The organism is Eubacterium sp. Marseille-QA0814 (genome assembly GCF_965119675.1).
Lineage (GTDB): Bacteria > Bacillota > Clostridia > Lachnospirales > Lachnospiraceae > Eubacterium_G.
Map to the genome: position 1 here is coordinate 1654842 of NZ_CBCPMG010000001.1, position 17886 is coordinate 1672727.

The following is a 17886-nucleotide window of genomic DNA, read 5'->3' on the forward strand; positions in this document are numbered from 1 at the left end:
TCTTATTAGTATTAATGTTTCTAAAATCTTAAGTTCTTCACTGCCTTCTCATTCACGTACCCATCTATATATCCACAGTATAACATTTTCATTTTTTTATGCAACCTTTAAACTACCCAAACAGTTTTTCTATAACCCTATGAACTGTTGTAATTTCATTTTGCATGTAGGCATTTGCTCCACAAAATAGTAAACCGTTATCTACATTTCCCTCTGCCGCATTAATTAAACGCTCTGTAATGCAATATGGTATGTTTGCCGGATTGCATTTTTTGAGACATTTAAGGCATTTCTTTGGTGGAAAATTTTCTCCTGCCATAACCTGACTCATAAACTTATTTTTGATGGCTCTTCCAGGCATCCCCACCGGACTTTTCACAATTGTAATTTCATCTTCTTTTGCATTAACATAAGAATTTTTATAATTAATGTGAGCGTCACATTCTTCCGTTGTCACAAATAATGAACCTACCTGAACTCCGTCCATTCCTAAGTCAAATGCATTTTTCACATCATCTCTTGTTGTAATTCCACCTGCCAAAACAATGGGGATTTTTTTTGAATATTTATTCTCGTATTCCTGAACTACTTTTTTAATTTCCAGAACTTCCTCACTGTAATCCTTTTTGCATGCGCCAAAACCATACTTCTCCAGCTCATCTTTTTTAAATCCAAGATGACCACCTGCTTTTGGTCCTTCAATAACCACTAAATCGGCTGTTTTCTTGTATCGTGTATCCCAGTATTTTAAAATAACCTGAGCTGACTTTTTACCTGATACAATGGGGGCTATTTTTGTTTTGTAACCTTGCACAAAAGCAGGTAAATCCACCGGTAGTCCTGCGCCGGAAATAATAATGTCTGCCCCTGCCTTCACTGCTGCAAGCACCTGCTCTTTATAATTGGTAAGCGCAGTCATTATGTTAAAGCCTAAAATTCCTTTTGGAGCAATTTTTCTGGCTTTTTTCAATTCCTTCTCAATGGCACGTAAATTAGCTGCCAAGGTATTAACGTAAAAATCCTTTTCCTTAAATCCAATTTGTGCTGTGGAAATAATTCCAACACCACCTTCATTTGCTACCACTCCTGCAAGATTTCCCAAAGAAATTCCAACGCCCATTCCACCTTGAATTAATGGGATTTTCGCCTGCAACTCCCCTATTTTTAAAGGTTTAATATTCATTACATTCTCCTAAATCGATTATATCTTTCATTAACAATTTCTTTCTCTGATAAATGAGATTTGCTAATTAAAAATTGGTCTATTTCTGTTTTTAGCCTATCAGTTACAAATTCAATGGTTGTAACATTATAGTCAACAGGTTCCTTAAATATTTTTTCAATTACATTTAACTGCTTCAAATCATCCGCTGTCATTTTCATGGCTTCTGCCGCTTTGTCAGCTTTTTTTCCATCTTTCCAAAGAATACTTGCATAGCCTTCAGGCGACAAAATCGAATACACTGAATTTTCCAGCATCCAAACTTCATTGGCAACTGCCATGGCTAAGGCGCCGCCACTTCCCCCTTCTCCTACAAAAATAGAAAGAATAGGTACTTTTATTGCTGACATTTCAAAAAGATTTCTTGCTATGGCTTCACCCTGACCCCTTTCTTCTGCCTCCAAACCGCAAAATGCTCCCGGAGTATCAACGAAACATATTATAGGTCTGTGGAATTTTTCTGCCTCTTTCATTAAACGCAAAGCCTTTCTATAGCCTTCCGGTGATGGCATTCCAAAGTTTCTGCTAATATTTTCCTTTGTGTTGTGACCTTTTACCTGAGCGATAACTGTTACCGGCTTATTGTTAATAGTTCCAATTCCACCGACAATTGCTTTATCATCTCCAAAATATCTGTCACCATGCAACTCTGTAAAATTCTCCACAAGTTTTTCTATATAATCAAGTCCTGTAGGACGTTTGTTCTCTCGTGAAATCTGAACTTTTTCCCAAGGTGTCAAATTGTTCTTAAACCTCTCATTTTCTGTTTCACAATTTCCGTCGTCTATCGGAGATTTTTTTGAATCACTTTCGGAATTTTCTCTCTTCCAATTCCTATCCACCTTGATTTCGTTGCTCTCTTCATTTAATTTCTGTAAGTCCTTTTCATCTACAACTTTACAATTTTCTTCACTGCTCTTCTTGGGATAATGAAGTTTAATAATCTCTGACAACTTATTTTTTAAATTCTGTCTTTCCACAATTAAATCTATAAAACCATGTTCAAGCAGAAACTCTGACTTCTGAAATCCTTTTGGCAGCTTCTGGCCGATTGTCTGTTCAATTACTCTGGGACCTGCAAAACCTATTAACGCGTCAGGTTCTGCCATAATAATATCCCCAAGCATTGCAAAACTTGCAGTAACCCCACCTGTTGTTGGATCAGTTAAAACAGATATGTAGAGATTTCCACTTTCGCTGTGACGTTTTAGGGCTGCCGATGTTTTTGCCATTTGCATAAGGGAAATAATTCCCTCCTGCATTCTTGCCCCACCGGAACATGCCACAATTACAAGTGGAAGATTTTCTTCTGTGGCTTTCTCTACAGTTCGTGTAATTTTTTCGCCAACAATTTCTCCCATACTTGCCATTAAGAAACGCCCGTCCATTACCGCCAAAGCAACTTCACTGCCGTTAATTAAAGCTTTTCCTGTTATTACTGCTTCTTCTAATTTTGTTTTTTCTTTTACTTCCAATAATTTCTTTTCATACTCTTTATCTCCAAGTGGATTGCTAATTTCCAGTCCCTCAAACCATGGTTCGAAAGTTCCCTTGTCAACAAGCATTTTGATTCTGCGCTTTGCGTGCATTCTCACATAACCGCCACATTTAGGGCAAATATAGCCATTCTCCCTAACCTCTTCTGACAATACCATTTGACCACATTTTTTACATTTTCCAAAAAGTCCTTTTGGCACATCCGGCTTTGGAATTTTTATTGTCACATATCCACTTCTTTGTTTTTTTATTCTTGTTTTTAGTCTCAACTTACAGCTCTCCTCTGCTTATTAAACTGCTCAATAAAATCTACGTCAAAATCCCCCGAAATAAATTTTTCATTATTTATTATTTCGTATTCGTAATCTATATTTGTATCAATGCCTTCAATCACCACTTCTCCAAGGGCACTTCGCATTTTGTTAATTGCTTCCTGTCTGTTGTCACCATAAACTATAAGTTTTGCTAACATTGAATCATAGTAAGGTGTAACTTCGTACCCTGTAAAAATAGCTGAATCAACACGTACGCCATTTCCACCTGGAAAATGCATTTCTGTAATTTTTCCGGGACTTGGTCTAAAATTCTCCTCTGGATTTTCCGCATTAATTCTGCACTCTATTGAATGGCCTTTAATTTCAATTTCATTTTGTGTAAAAGGAAGTTTCTCTCCCTGAGCAATTTTAATTTGCTCTTTTACAATATCTATACCTGTTATGTTTTCTGTTATTGGATGCTCCACCTGAATTCTTGTATTCATTTCCATAAAATAATATTTACCTGTTTTCTCTAACAAAAATTCAATTGTGCCGGCATTTTCATAACCTGCTGCTTTTGCAGCTCTTACTGCCGTCTCGCCCATTTCTTTTCTTAATTCTTCTGACAAGGCACTAGACGGTGCCTCCTCAATAATTTTCTGATGATTTCTCTGAAGAGAACAGTCACGTTCCCCTAAATGCACTACATTTCCATATTTGTCTGCTAAGATCTGAAATTCAATATGACGTGGATGTTCCACAAAATGTTCAATGTACATGGTGTTGTCTCCGAATGCCATTTCACTTTCTTTTTGTGCAGCCTTAAAAGCACTATCGAATTCCGCCGGTGTAAAAGCCACTCTCATACCTTTTCCACCACCACCTGACGCTGCCTTAATCATAATGGGATATCCAACCTTCTCAGCTACCTGCTTTCCCTTTTCAACCTCTACAATTCCACTATCATTTCCGGGAATTACCGGAACATTAGCTTCTATCATGGTTGTTCTCGCCTGTACTTTGTTTCCTAAATTTTCAATAACTGTATGATTTGGTCCAACGTATGTGATGTTACATGTTTCACATAATTTTGCAAAAGTTGGATTTTCTGATAAAAAGCCAAAACCCGGATGAATTGCATCTGCGCCTGTTGTAATGGCAGCACTAATAATGCTTTCCATGTTCAGGTAACTTTCGCTGGACTTTGTTTCACCTATGCAAACAGCTTCATCTGCTAACTGGGTGTGCAATGCTTCCTTGTCTGCAACAGAATATACTGCAACAGTTTCTATCCCCATTTCCCTGCAAACTCTTATAATTCTTACTGCAATTTCACCTCTGTTTGCAATTAACATTTTTCGTATCACCAAAATCACCTCTAATTTCCAATTATCTGTTTTATTAAATTAATCTTCCTATCCACATCAAAACTGCCGGTTTCTTTGCCACCCACATTCTATATTGCTTTAAACTGGCATTAAATCCTGTCACTGTTTTTCAACTGCAATAGGTCTTTTTATTAATTTTTAACCAACCATAAATGTAAGTTCTGCTGTCACTACCACTTTTCCATTAACGGAGGCTTTTGCCTCTCCAATTCCCATAGGTCCTTTTTGTCTGATTATTTTTGTTTCAAGCTTAATCTTGTCACCGGGAACTATTTTTCCTTTAAAGCGACATTTGTTAATTCCACCAAAGAATGCTGTTTTTCCTTTGTTTTCTTCCTGACTTAAAATTGCAACTGCTCCAACCTGTGCCAATGCCTCTACTGTTAAAACTCCAGGCATTACCGGCATCCCCGGAAAATGTCCCTTAAAAAAATCTTCCCTGTAAGTTACGCATTTGTAGCCAACAGCATAAACTCCAGGCTCATAATCTTCAATATAATCAATCAATAAAAAAGGATGTCTGTGAGGTATAATTTCCTGTATTTGTTTTATGTTTAGCATTTATTTCCTACTTTCTAATTTTTTACAACTTTTCTTCTATTCTATAACGAACATTTCCTGACCAAATTCCACAGGTGATTCATTGTCAACTAACACTTCTTTAACCACCCCATCGAACTTTGACTCAATTTCATTCATTAGTTTCATAGCTTCAACAATTGCCAGTGTTTGTCCTTTTTTTACTTTGTCACCCACTGAAACAAAAGGTGGCTCATCTTCTGCCGGTGCCAGATAAACTGTTCCAACTAACGGAGATGTAACAATGTTTCCTTTTATTTCTTTTTCAATTTCAGACTGCTTACCGCTATTCTCACTGCTTCCCAAATTTTCCTGATTGTTAGCAGGATTAACATTTTCCTGAGAAATAGTAGCTGTAGTTTTTGCATCTGTTATGGCAACCGTTTTCTTTTCGTCATAAATTGTGCCTTTTGAAAGTTGTAATTTTACTCCATTTTCTTCATATCTAAATTCGTATAAATTAGAATTTGATACTTCATTTATTAAAATTTTAATATCCTTAATGTCCATTTTTTCCCCTTTACTTGCTATATTTTCTTACAGCTAAAGTTGCGTTATGTCCACCAAAACCTAATGAGTTACTAAGTGCAAAATCAACATTTGTTTCAACGCCCTGTCCCATTACATAATCAAGGTCTAACTCCTCATCCGGCTCTGTTAAACCAACTGTCTGATGTATATAACCTTCGTTAATACTCTTTACACATGTAATAAATTCAACACCACCTGCGGCACCTAGCAAATGTCCAATCATTGATTTAGTTGAATTTACTTTTACATTCTTTGCTGCCTCTTTAAGTGCAAGTTTAATGGCTCTTGTTTCAAATAAATCATTGTGATGTGTACTTGTTCCATGAGCGTTAATGTAGTCAACGTCTTCCGGCTTTGCCCCTGCTTCTTTTATGGCAAGTTCCATTGCTTTTGCTGCTCCACTTCCATCTTCAGCAGGTGATGTAATATGGTAAGCATCACAGGTTGCTCCGTAACCTACCACTTCCGCCAAAATATTTGCACCTCTGTCTAAGGCATGTTCCAGTTCTTCAAGAACAACTATTCCTGCACCTTCTCCCATTACAAAACCACTACGTTTCTTATCAAATGGAATTGATGCCTGTGTTTTGTCAGTTGTTTTTGTTAATGCTGTAAGACTTGTAAAACCTGCAACCCCTAAAGGTGTAATTGAACTTTCTGTTCCCCCTGCTATCATTACGTCGGCTTCGCCACACTGAATTGATCTGTACGCCTCGCCAATTGAATGTGTTCCTGTTGCACAGGCAGTTACCACATTAATACATTTTCCTTTTGCTCCAAAGGCGATTGCCACGTTACCTGCCGCCATGTTTGTAATCATCATTGGCACAAGCAATGGTTTAATTCTGCCGGGACCTCTTTCCAGAAGCTTTTTGTTTTCTTCTTCCATATCCTTCATGCCACCAATACCTGAGCCAACACTTACTCCCACTTTGTAAGGGTCTTCTTTTGTCAAATCAAGCCCTGACTGTTCAAGTGCCTCCTTTGCTGCACACACAGCATACTGTGAAAATGGTGACATTCTCTTTGCCGCCTTAAATTCCATTCTTTCTTTTGCCACAAAGTCCTTAACTTCTGCTGCTAATTTTACAGAATAATCTGTTGTGTCGAATTTGGTAATTTCGTCAATACCAACTTTTCCTGCTTTAATTCCCTGCCAAAATTCATCTACACTATTTCCAATTGGTGTTATTGCACCCATACCTGTTACTACAACTCTTCTCATATGACACCTCGCTACATTACCATTCCACCATCAATGTGAAATACCTGTCCTGTTATATAATTACTTTTTTCACCTGCTAAAAACGCCACTAACTCGGCAACTTCCTCAGGCTTTCCAAATCTGTTAAGGGGAATTTGTGAAACTGCCTGCTCTTTTACCTTGTCAGATAATTTTGCAGTCATGTCTGTTTCAATAAATCCCGGTGCAATTGCATTTACATTAATATTTCTTGATGACAATTCTCTTGCCATTGATTTTGTAATTCCAATTACTCCTGCTTTCGCCGCTGAATAATTAACCTGTCCGGCATTACCTGCAACTCCTGAAACTGAAGTCATGTTAATGATTTTTCCATGTCTTTGTTTCATCATTATTCTTGAAGCAAATTTAATGCAGTTAAATGTTCCTTTTAAATTAGTATTAATTACAGCGTCGAAGTCTTCTTCTTTCATCGCCATGCACAAACCATCTCTTGTAATACCTGCATTGTTTACTAAAATATCAATGGAACCAAATCTGTCTTTTACTTCATTAGTAAATTCACTGCATTTATTAAAATCTGAAATGTCGCACTGCATGGCTGTTGCCTTGCCACCTGCATTTTCAATTTCTTTTACTACTGTTTCTGCTTTTTCTCTGGAGCCTGCGTAGTTTACAATTACTGTGGCACCCAGTGAAGCTAGTTTTTTTGCAATGGCAGCTCCTATGCCTCTTGAAGCTCCTGTTACAATTGCTACTTTATTTTCCATATAAAACCTCTGTTCCAGATAATCAAAATCTACACTCTCTTTCCCATGCACATAGGCAATATGCATTCACGAAAGCACGCTCCCTCTGCCTTCAGCTCGTAGCGGTTCTACAAAGCCGACTTCGCTGCCTTTGTGAACCCACGGCTTCAGAGCACTTTCTTAGAATGTTTATTACCTATGTGCAACGTACTGGGAAGGCTTGTACGTGCAGTATCCTAAGTGTAACGTGCTTTCGTGAATGTATATCTGCAAAGCAGAAAGAAGAAAAGCTATATTTTTGATTATCTTGATTTTATTCTTTAATATTTTTTACTTTTCTAAAAAAGAGTTAAATTATCTTATTAATTTTTAATTTTGATTTAGTTTTTTTAAGTCTTCATATTGACTTATGTTTATGCATTTTACATTTCTGTCTATTTTGCGTAAGAAGCCTGCGATTGTTTTTCCGGGACCTATTTCAATAAATGTGTCTACGCCTTTTTCTATCATGTTTCTTACACTTTCTTCCCATCGAACCGGTGAGTAGACCTGTTTTATTAACAATTCTTTTGTTTTATTAACATCTTCCACATATTGTGCTGTTACGTTTGTAACGTATGGTATTGTTAATGGTGTGAATTGTACTTTTTCAAGTTGCTCTCCTAGTTTTTTTCCGGCTTCTTTTAAGAATTGTGAGTGGAAAGGCCCACTTACGTTTAATTCTACTGTTCTTCTGGCTCCGGCTTCTTTCAATGATTCCATTGCTTTTTCAACGGCATCTTTTTTTCCGGTTATTACAATTTGTCCCGGGCAGTTATAATTTGCCACTGACACGTTTTCCATCTTGTTTACAATGTTATCTATTTGCTCAGCTGTCATTCCAAGAATTGCTGCCATTGTACCTTCACCTTTTGGCACAGCCCTGTTCATAAGAATTCCTCGTTGTCTTACCGTTTTTATGGCATCTTCGTAAGAAAAGCCACCGCTTACTGCAATTGCCGCATATTCTCCAAGGCTTAGTCCTGCTGTAACGTCAGGTTTAATTCCCCTGTTTTCTACTTCTTTTGTTATTGCAAGATATGTAGTAACCAAAGCCGCCTGTGTGTACTCTGTATCATTTATTTCCTGATTTTCCTGAAAACAGATTTTCTTTATATCAAAATCAAGTACCTGATCTGCCTTGTCAAATACTTCTTTTGACAAAACACTGTTTTCATAAAAGTCCTGTGCCATGCCTACTGTCTGCACACCCTGTCCCGGATATACAAATGCGATTTTACTCATATGCTCCTCCAAAAATTTTAAATACAACTCTAATTTTTCTCCACTGTTTTTTAGATATGAATGCTAAATTTTACTTTTAAAATCTCACGTCAAAATTCCAGCTTTAAAACTCTGCCAATCTGTTTTCTATTACCTGTTGTCCTTCGGTTACAACCTTTTCGATAAGTTCCTTGCAGGTATATTGTTTTTTTACCAAACCGGCAACTTGCCCCGCCATTAGACTTCCTTCTTTTACGTTGCCCTCAACAACAGCTTTTCTTAAACCACCTAAAGTTAAAAGTTCTAACTCTTCCAATGTGGCACCTTCCTGCTCTTTTTTTATGTACTCATTGCTCATTTGATTTCTAAGTACACGTACAGGATGTCCTGTTGAGCGACCTGTTACCTTTGAGTCAATGTCTTTTGCCTTTATTATTTTTTCCTTATAATTTTCGTGAACGTTACATTCTTTTGTGGCAACAAAATGAGTTCCCATTTGAACTGCCTTAGCTCCCAACATCAGTGCCGCAGCAAAACCTCTTCCATCAGCGATCCCGCCTGCTGCAATGACAGGTATATTCACTGCATCAACAACCTGTGGCACCAAAGACATTGTTGTAATCTCCCCAATATGTCCTCCTGCCTCTGTTCCCTCTGCAACTACTGCATCGGCTCCACAGCGTTCCATCATTTTTGCCAAGGCACAACTTGCAACTACAGGAATTACTTTCACGCCAGCTTCTTTCCATTCTTTAATGTACTTTGCCGGATTTCCCGCTCCTGTAGTAACAACAGGTACTTTTTCTTCTACAATTACTTTTGCGATTTCATCTGCCTCCGGGTTCATTAACATAATGTTTACCCCAAAAGGTTTATCAGTTAATTTTTTTACTTCCCTAATTTGGTCTTTTACCCAGGATGCAGGTGCTCCACCTGAACCAATCAGCCCAAGTCCGCCGGCATTGGAAACGGCAGCTGCTAAATGATAGTCAGCCACCCATGCCATACCACCCTGAATTATGGGATATTCAATATTTAGTAATTCTGTTATCTCTGTTTTCATAACGAAATTTCCTACGCTTTTCTATTATTTATTGTCCTGAATATATTTCACAACATCTCCAACTGTCTTGATTTTTTCTAAATCTTCTTCAGGAATCTTTACGTCAAACTTATCTTCAAATGCCATTACAAGTTCAAATAAATCTAATGAGTCAGCTCCTAAATCTTCATTAAATGTTGCTGTTTCCACAACCTTGTCTTCATCTACTCCTAATTCTTCAACAATAATTTCCTTAATTTCTTCAAACATTTTTTAATCTCCTTATTCTTTTATAATTGGCTTTTTTTTGCTTTTTGAAAACCTGTTTATAAAAAACTACTATTTTAAGTTCCATATAATTTTTTATTTTCAAAAGCAATTTTATATAATCCGGCTGTACCGGTTAATAACTAATAAAAAATATTTTACGGTTTTAGTTACAACTGCCATTAACAAATTTCCAAATATGTTGCAGCAAGGGTTACTCCTGCACCAAAACCTGACATTATAATTTTGTCGCCTTTTTTCAGTTTGCCTGCCTTAAACAACTCATCCAGCAATATTGGTATGCAGGCAGATGATGTATTGCCATATTCTGAAACATTTGTTGGCACCTTATCCATACTGATTTTCAAACGCTTGGCAATCCCCTGACAAATTCTTAAATTTGCCTGATGCAAAACAAACATATCCACATCGTCACTTGTTATATTCATTTTTTCCATTAATTCATTAATACATTTTGGAACTTCTTTTACGGCAAACCTAAAAATTTCCTGACCATCCATCTTTACAAAGGTGTCTGAGCTTTCCTGACCATTCGTTTTTTCATATATATCTGAAATTTCCTGTTTTTCTTCTGTAAAAATTTTTCTTGGTCTTGTTGCAAACCCGTTATAACATGTAAGTGCTGAACCTTTTCTACCATCAGATTTCATAACAGTTTCAAAAACTGCAGCCTCGCTTGCCTTAACAATTGCAGCTCCTGCCCCGTCTCCAAAAAGAATACAGGTTCCTCTGTCACTCCAATCAACAATTCTTGACAAGCCCTCTGCTCCAATAATTAACGCTGTCTTCACTAAACCTGAATTAATATAACTTTGGACAGTATTGTATGCCATCATAAAACCGGTACAGGCTGTATTAATGTCAAAACAAAAAGCATTTATGGCTCCAATTTGTTCCTGAACAAAGCAGGCTGTATTTGGAAGAATCAAATTAGAAGATACTGTAGAAACCACAATAACATCAATTTCTTCTGGCTTAATTCCTGCATTTTCCACTGCTCTTTTTGCTGCCTCAGTTGCCATAGTAGCAGTAGTTTCATTTTTCATAAGGTGTCTTTGCTTAACGCCGGTTCTTTCCTCAATCCAACTGTCACTTGTTTCAACAATTTTTGTTAAATCATTGTTTGTAACTATATTTTCAGGAACATATGAACCTGTTCCAATTATTTTTCCAAACATATTATCCTTACAGAAAATGTTATTAACATTTTTTGTACTCCTTCCCTGTTACGATTTATTTAAGTCTTTCTTTTGTTTTAGAACGCCTACAGTATAGCCACCTAAAAATTAGTGGTCAATAGAATTTGGCAAAGCTAAACAACATGAAAAAAAGATGTCCTGTAATGAACATTTCCTCTTGTTTTTGTTCATTATCGGACATCTATTTTCTGATTTGTCTATTAAATTTTATATTTGAGTAGCAATTTTATTTGCCCTTAGAGTGTTCTACATTTTACACTCCAGAAGCCTTTATTTTAAATGTTCCTTTGCTACTGCTTCTGTTTTTTCTTCATAACATTCAAATAAATCCTCTAACTCTTTCTGGTCCTGTTTCTTTGTAAATAAACTAATAATCGGTACAATAATCAAGCCACCAACCATGGCAACTACACCTGAGTTGATTGAAGACTTAAATACGTATGAAAGAACTGTTCCCCAACCTGTTGTATCAATTCCTGCAAGTGTAATTACAAGCTGTACAACAGCAATTCCGCAACCCCAGATGAAACATACAATTGTCGCTGCTTTTGTAATGCCCTTCCAGTATAGTCCATATAAAAATGGTGCAAGGAATGCTCCCGCTAAAGCTCCCCATGAAACACCCATCATCTGTGCTATAAATGTTACTTCAGGATGTGCATCCTTGAAAATGGCAATTATTGCTGAAACAAGTATAAAGAAAACAATAAATAAACGCATTATTGTTACCTGTTTCTTATCTGACATTTCCTTCTTTGATGCCGGCTTAATTACATCCAATGTAAATGTTGAACTTGAAGTTAAAACTAATGATGAAAGTGTTGACATTGAAGCTGATAAAACCAAAACAATTACTACTGCAACCACTATTGCAGGAAGTGTTGATAACATTGTTGGAATTATTGTGTCAAATAAAGGCTTACCTGTTGCCTCATTAATTGCAATTTTATCGCTATATAATCTGCCGAATCCGCCTAAGAAATAACAGCCTCCTGCTACAATAATTGCAAATACTGTTGAAATAACTGTTCCCTTATGTATGTCTTTTTCACTTTTAATAGCATAGAATTTTCCAACCATCTGTGGAAGTCCCCATGTACCAAGTGATGTTAAAATAACCACAAATAATAATGCTAATGGATCAGGTCCTAAAAATGCTGTGTAAGCGCCTTCCCAACCTGCATCTCCTGTAACTTTTGCAAGGCTCTTTGTTGCCTGTAAAAGACCACCGTTGTCCATTAAAACCGCCCCAATAATAGCACAAATTCCAAATAACATAATGATTCCCTGAATAAAATCATTAATAGCTGTTGCCATGTAACCACCAAAAATTACATAGAATCCTGTAAGCACTGCCATTACCGCAATAACTACCCAATATGGAATGTCAAACACTAAACCAAATAAACTTGAAAGTCCATTGTAAAGTGATGCTGTGTACGGAATTAAGAAAATAAATACAATAACTGATGCAGCAACTTTTAAAGGTGTTGAATTAAATCTTTTTCCAAAAAAGTCCGGCATAGTCTTTGCATCAACGTGCTGTGTCATAACCCTTGTTCTTCTACCTAACACATTCCATGCAAGTAAAGAACCAATGAATGCATTTCCTAAGCCTGCCCAAGTTGATGCAAGTCCGAAATTCCATCCAAACTGTCCTGCGTATCCTACGAAAATAACTGCAGAAAAATAAGATGTTCCAAAAGCAAAGGCAGTAAGCCAAGGGCCTACTGAACGGCCTCCCAGAACAAATCCTGTAACGTCTGTTGCATGTTTTCTAGTGTAAAAACCTACAAAGATCATTACAGCAAAAAATACAACTAGCATAATTGAACATAATACTACTGTCATAATGTTCCCTCCATTAAAATTATTAAAATATATTCCGAGCCTTTAAAGCGTTAAACTTTAAACCGTTACGTTTTAAAGCATTAAAGTGATTATATAAAAAAAAAGATGCTTTGTAAATAACAAAGCACCTGTTAGCTATCAACTGTTTCCTTTTCCTGCTCCTATCTTCATGTCAGAGCACATCCACAGCCGACTTTTTTATATTTCTTTTATCCAACATCTACGTCTTCTATGCTGAATCTTATTAAATCTTTTCCACATAGACTGAACCTTAATATTATCTTCAAGCATTGGTCCTGTCTCAGCATATTTCATTCCATCTTCAATGGCTGCTTTTAGAATTTCCGTAATTAAAACTAACGGTAAGCCTTTCTTCTTATACTGATCTCTTACACCAACTAAATAAAGTTCCAATGTGTCAGGTTTAGAATATGGTGCATAAAGCAGTCTTGCCCATCCAAAAGGAAACAATCTTCCATGAGATTTTTTTGAAGCCTTGCCCATTGAAGGAACAGTCACTCCAATAGCAACCATCTCATCTTTTTCATTTACAAGTAATGAAATAAATCCAACATTAACCATTAATATGAACTGATGAACATACTTTTTAATCTGTGCCTCAGATAAATCCACTTCACCATATAATATCTTTGCAGTATCATTTACAACATCAAATATATATTTTATGTATTTTCTTAGCTGTAATCTGTTCTTAACTTTTACAATTTTGAGTTTATTGTCTTTTAAAACTCTCTCACACATTTTGTCAAAAACAGGTGGTATTTCATCCGGTATATCTATTCTGTTTTCAATCCAATCCACAGATTTTACATACCCAAGGCGTTCCATATGCTCCTTATAATAAGGTGCATTATTAATCGTTATGAATATACCATCATATTCGAAACCTTCAATAAGCATTCCTTCCTGGTCCTAATCGCAAAATCCCATTGGTCCATGAACTGCTTTAAGTCCCTTTTCCCTGCCCCAATTTTCAACAGCCTTAAATAAAGCCTCTGAAACTTCGTAGTCGTCAATAAAATCCACTCTTGTAAATCTTATTCTTTTTCTATCCCATTTCGCATTTGCCCTATGACTGATTATGGCACCGATTCTTCCTACACACTCTCCATCTTTGTATGCCAACCACTGTCTTGATTCAGCATACTCAAATGCCGGATTTTTCTTAGGATTAAAATTCGCCATTTCGTCTGAAATCAAATCAGGCATTGCCTGTGGCACATCTCTATACATTTTTTCATTGAAACCAGCAAAAGTTCTTAAATCTTTTCTGGTTTTAACTTCCTTTATTGTTACCATTATTTATCCTAAGTTTTTTCATTTATATCATTCTACTAACCAATAGTCTGCCATCAAACTATTTTAGCTTTCCTTTTATAATTAGAAAATTATATTCTTTCACCTAAACTTGTTATCTTTTTTCGATTTCTCTAATCATATCGACTCTTCTCTGATGTCTTCCACCTTCAAATTCAGCTCCAAAGAATTCATCAAGAATCATCTTTGCAAGTTCAACACCTACAACTCTTGCACCAAATGCAATGATGTTGGCGTTGTTATGCTGTTTTGTAAGCTTTGCAGAATATGGTTCGCTGCAAACTGCCGCAATAACACCAGGAACCTTATTAGCTGCTATAGAAATACCAATTCCTGTTCCGCACATAAGTACACCATAATCAACATCTCCGTTTACTACTGCACGACCTACTTCTTCACCCTTTGTAGGATAATCACATTTGATTATTTCACCGTTTTCATCATAACCTGTTCCATAATCTACACATTCATATCCTTTTTCTTTCATATATTCAACTAATTCATTTTTTAAATCAATTGCTGCATGATCACAACCAAAACCTATTTTCATTGTAAATTCCTCACATTTCTTATTATTAACAATCTGTTATCCCTAACTTTTTTATTCTACCTAATCTAAAAGTTCATGTCAAACTTTTATATTTGTATAATAAATAAGGTATTTCTACCACATTCCTAACTGAACTTTTTATGTAATATGAAATTATGGAGGATTTTCTTATTACATAAAAAAAGACATACCTAAAAAAATCAGGTACGCCCAAAGCTTTGAAAAACTTAAACATGCCGGTGACCGGAATCGAACCGGTACTGTGTTGCCACAACAGGATTTTAAGTCCTGCGCGTCTGCCAGTTCCGCCACACCGGCATTCATAACCAGCTAAAAGCTAATTATAGACTGGGCAGAGAAGGATTCGAACCTTCGAAGGCGGTGCCAACAGATTTACAGTCTGCCCCCTTTGGCCACTCGGGAATCTGCCCATAATAACTTAGAAAGCGCTTTTCTTTTTTTAATGAACTTTACATACTCGCATGTATAAGTTTATTGAAAAAGGAAAAGTCATTTGCGAAGCAAATGACAGTGAGCAAACAACGTTTGCGAACTGCTCTTCCCAACAATATACATTTATACCATAAATACTATAAAAGTGCAATTATTTTTTTATATAATAGAAATTTTCTCGAAATTTCTCTCTTTGACATACATTCTTCCAACCACTATACTTATAGTTACAAACAATCGTTATTGAAAGGGATTCTAAAATTTATATGAAGAGTAAGAAAATTATATGGGGAACTGTTTTGGTTATAGCTACTGCTATTTTTATTATTTGTTGCTACCTGCTACTTTCACAGGGAAGCAGCAACGGTGGAAATACAAAAAAATATTTGACCGAAACTACCTCTAGGCATGTCAAGAATTCAAAAGAATATGCTGACAGCCACAACATTAACTGGAAAAAATTAAAAAAAGATAACTCTGACATATATAGTTGGATTTATATTCCAAATACCAAGGTTGATTATCCTGTTGTTCAGCCAACAACAGACAATGATGACTTTTACCTAAATCACAATATACAGAAGAAATCAGAATTTGCCGGTGCAATTTACAGCGAAATGCAAAATGCAACCGATTACTCTGATCCTGTAACAGTTTTATACGGGCACAATATGAACAACGGTTCAATGTTTAAGACTTTGCATAGTTTTGAGAAACCTGATTTTTTTAAGAAAAATAAATACATTTATATTTACATGCCAAGTCAAAAATTGACATTTAAAATCTATGCAGCGTATGTATATGACGACAGACATATTTTAAATTCCTTTGATTTTAGTAACAAAAGTGTTTTGGAAAAATATCAGAAATACACTCTTAATCCTGACTCAATGAATAAAAATACAAGAAAAGTTACATTAAATAAGGACAGTAAAATTTTAACTTTAAGTACCTGCACAAACGGTGCCGAAAACACAAGATATCTAGTACAGGGGGTTTTAATTAAACGTGAGCAAACAAACTAATGATAATAATATAAGCGACAATTCAAACATTGCTAATCCTAACGTCATTAAAGACACTAGGAATAATCTGGAATTTGATGTTGACTGGGAAACTGTTGAGAAAAATTATAAATACGACTCTCATCATCACAGACACCATAGACATCACAATTCGTCGAACTCAGATAAGCCTACAGACTTTAACAATAATAGCTCTACTAACGTAGATAAGTCTGAGAATTTTGACGCCAATGCTTCAACTAACAAGCAAAAACATAATAAGTTAAAAAAAGATGATCAAACTAATACACACAAACATAAGAATGTAAAAGATGATAATCAAACTAATAACCACAAGCATAAGAAGGCAAAAGATGATAATCAAAATCTTAAAAAGAAACATAAAAAGCTAAAGATTTTTTTGATTATTTTACTTTCACTACTTATAATTATTGCAATTGTTTTGGGAGTTTTAAATTATATTGGCAGGAGGAAGTTACTTAATTACAGAAATCTCCATGTTAATGTTCCATCAGGAATACAATATGAAGATGACGGGCGAATTGTATACTACAATGGACATACTTATGAATTTAATGACAATATTGCAAGCATACTTTTTATGGGTATTGATAATCGCAAACTAAAAGATAATGCAGTCTCTGGAACAGGCGGCCAAGCTGATGCTTTGTATCTTTTTACTTACGATACAAAGAGCGGTCATATAAAAGTGCTCAGCCTTAATCGTGATATCATGACTGATATTAGCCGATATGATGAGGGCGGTAACTACGTGGACACTGCAACTGCCCAGCTTTGTTTGGCATATGCCTATGGCGACGGCAAACAAACAAGCGCTGAAAATCAGGTAACTGCTACGGAACGTCTTTTATACAACATTCCAATTAACGCTTACTATGCAATTGATTTGGATGCCATAAAAATTTTAAATGATGATGTTGGTGGGGTTACTGTTACACCTGACTATACATTTGAAAGTTTCACAAAGGGGCAGACTGTTACCTTAAAAGGCGATATGGCAGAGGCATTTGTTCGTCATAGAGACACCAGCTTATTAGATGACAACCTTAGAAGAATGGATTGCCAGAAACAATATCTTACAGCTTTTGCCAGTTCCATTGTGCCTGCAATAAGAAAAGATTTCCACGTGTCTTTGGATTTATACCAAGATACAACAACAAATACAGTTACAAATATTTCTGCACCGATACTTACATATTTAGGTTGGTCACTGACTACAAACTATACCGGGTTAAATATACAAAGTACATCCGGGAAATATGTGGACTCCCCAAAAGACAGTTCTGCAGAATATAAAATTTCCAAGAAAAAACTTTTTGAAACTGTTTTGGATTTTTACTATAAACAGATTGATTAAAAGTATGACTTTGATTTTTAAGCGTATATATGTATAATAGAATAAGAAAAGCTTCACATTTTGTATAATGTG

At 35.9% G+C, this 17886-nt stretch carries 17 protein-coding genes and 2 tRNA genes; 2 read left to right on the plus strand and 17 right to left on the minus strand.

Going from position 1 to position 17886, the window contains the following annotated elements; genetic code table 11:
• Positions 1-112 precede the first annotated feature (112 nt).
• From ACQY63_RS07725 to ACQY63_RS07805, 17 genes are all read right to left on the minus strand, one after another.
• Positions 113-1183, minus strand: coding sequence for an NAD(P)H-dependent flavin oxidoreductase (locus ACQY63_RS07725; RefSeq protein ID WP_302689422.1), 1071 nt, complete (start codon positions 1181-1183; stop codon positions 113-115).
• Positions 1183-2988, minus strand: a complete 1806-nt coding sequence (locus tag ACQY63_RS07730) for an acetyl-CoA carboxylase carboxyltransferase subunit alpha (protein WP_302689421.1) — start codon at positions 2986-2988, stop codon at positions 1183-1185. Before ACQY63_RS07730 ends, ACQY63_RS07725 begins: the two co-directional genes overlap by 1 nt.
• Positions 2985-4343 carry an acetyl-CoA carboxylase biotin carboxylase subunit gene (locus tag ACQY63_RS07735; protein WP_022165167.1) on the minus strand — a complete coding sequence of 453 codons (1359 nt, stop codon included), beginning with the start codon at positions 4341-4343 and terminating at the stop codon, positions 2985-2987. Before ACQY63_RS07735 ends, ACQY63_RS07730 begins: the two co-directional genes overlap by 4 nt.
• A gap of 159 nt (positions 4344-4502) precedes the next feature.
• Positions 4503-4925, minus strand: coding sequence for a 3-hydroxyacyl-ACP dehydratase FabZ (gene fabZ / locus ACQY63_RS07740; RefSeq protein ID WP_022165168.1), 423 nt, complete (start codon positions 4923-4925; stop codon positions 4503-4505).
• 36 nt (positions 4926-4961) lie between these two features.
• Positions 4962-5453, minus strand: coding sequence for an acetyl-CoA carboxylase biotin carboxyl carrier protein (gene accB / locus ACQY63_RS07745; RefSeq protein WP_022165169.1), 492 nt, complete (start codon positions 5451-5453; stop codon positions 4962-4964).
• 10 nt (positions 5454-5463) lie between these two features.
• Positions 5464-6699 (minus strand): beta-ketoacyl-ACP synthase II, encoded by a 1236-nt coding sequence (fabF, locus tag ACQY63_RS07750; protein WP_412335196.1) that lies wholly within the window; start codon positions 6697-6699, stop codon positions 5464-5466.
• A gap of 11 nt (positions 6700-6710) precedes the next feature.
• Positions 6711-7448 (minus strand): 3-oxoacyl-[acyl-carrier-protein] reductase, encoded by a 738-nt coding sequence (fabG, locus tag ACQY63_RS07755; RefSeq protein ID WP_412335197.1) that lies wholly within the window; start codon positions 7446-7448, stop codon positions 6711-6713.
• Positions 7449-7796: 348 nt separating this feature from the next.
• A complete protein-coding gene (gene fabD / locus ACQY63_RS07760; RefSeq protein ID WP_428244985.1) occupies positions 7797-8711 on the minus strand; it encodes an ACP S-malonyltransferase in 915 nt (304 codons plus the stop codon).
• A gap of 103 nt (positions 8712-8814) precedes the next feature.
• Entirely contained in the window at positions 8815-9753 is a 939-nt protein-coding gene (fabK, locus tag ACQY63_RS07765; protein WP_428244987.1) for an enoyl-[acyl-carrier-protein] reductase FabK, read from the minus strand.
• 24 nt (positions 9754-9777) lie between these two features.
• A complete protein-coding gene (locus ACQY63_RS07770; RefSeq protein WP_022165175.1) occupies positions 9778-10002 on the minus strand; it encodes an acyl carrier protein in 225 nt (74 codons plus the stop codon).
• Positions 10003-10181: 179 nt separating this feature from the next.
• Entirely contained in the window at positions 10182-11198 is a 1017-nt protein-coding gene (locus tag ACQY63_RS07775; protein WP_428244989.1) for a beta-ketoacyl-ACP synthase III, read from the minus strand.
• A 291-nt stretch (positions 11199-11489) separates the two neighbouring features.
• Positions 11490-13070 (minus strand): sodium:solute symporter family protein, encoded by a 1581-nt coding sequence (locus ACQY63_RS07780; protein WP_412335202.1) that lies wholly within the window; start codon positions 13068-13070, stop codon positions 11490-11492.
• Positions 13071-13268: 198 nt separating this feature from the next.
• A complete protein-coding gene (locus ACQY63_RS07785; protein WP_428244992.1) occupies positions 13269-13991 on the minus strand; it encodes a hypothetical protein in 723 nt (240 codons plus the stop codon).
• Positions 13992-14003: 12 nt separating this feature from the next.
• On the minus strand, positions 14004-14390 hold the full coding sequence (locus tag ACQY63_RS07790) for a hypothetical protein (RefSeq protein WP_022165179.1): 387 nt from the start codon (positions 14388-14390) through the stop codon (positions 14004-14006).
• Positions 14391-14502: 112 nt separating this feature from the next.
• The gene (gene rpiB, locus ACQY63_RS07795) at positions 14503-14958 is read right to left on the minus strand and encodes a ribose 5-phosphate isomerase B (protein ID WP_022165180.1); all 456 of its coding nucleotides are present in this window, start codon (positions 14956-14958) and stop codon (positions 14503-14505) included.
• Between the two features lie 234 nt (positions 14959-15192).
• A tRNA-Leu gene (locus tag ACQY63_RS07800) sits at positions 15193-15276 on the minus strand.
• 31 nt (positions 15277-15307) lie between these two features.
• Positions 15308-15389, minus strand: a tRNA-Tyr gene (locus tag ACQY63_RS07805).
• A 288-nt stretch (positions 15390-15677) separates the two neighbouring features.
• On the opposite strand from ACQY63_RS07805, the gene srtB reads away from it, so the two are divergent.
• Together srtB and ACQY63_RS07815 are read left to right on the plus strand one after the other, a co-directional pair.
• Positions 15678-16436, plus strand: a complete 759-nt coding sequence (gene srtB / locus ACQY63_RS07810; RefSeq protein ID WP_022166205.1) for a class B sortase — start codon at positions 15678-15680, stop codon at positions 16434-16436.
• A complete protein-coding gene (locus ACQY63_RS07815) occupies positions 16420-17814 on the plus strand; it encodes an LCP family protein (protein ID WP_428244994.1) in 1395 nt (464 codons plus the stop codon). The genes srtB and ACQY63_RS07815 overlap by 17 nt, the downstream gene beginning before the upstream one ends.
• Positions 17815-17886: the final 72 nt, after the last annotated feature.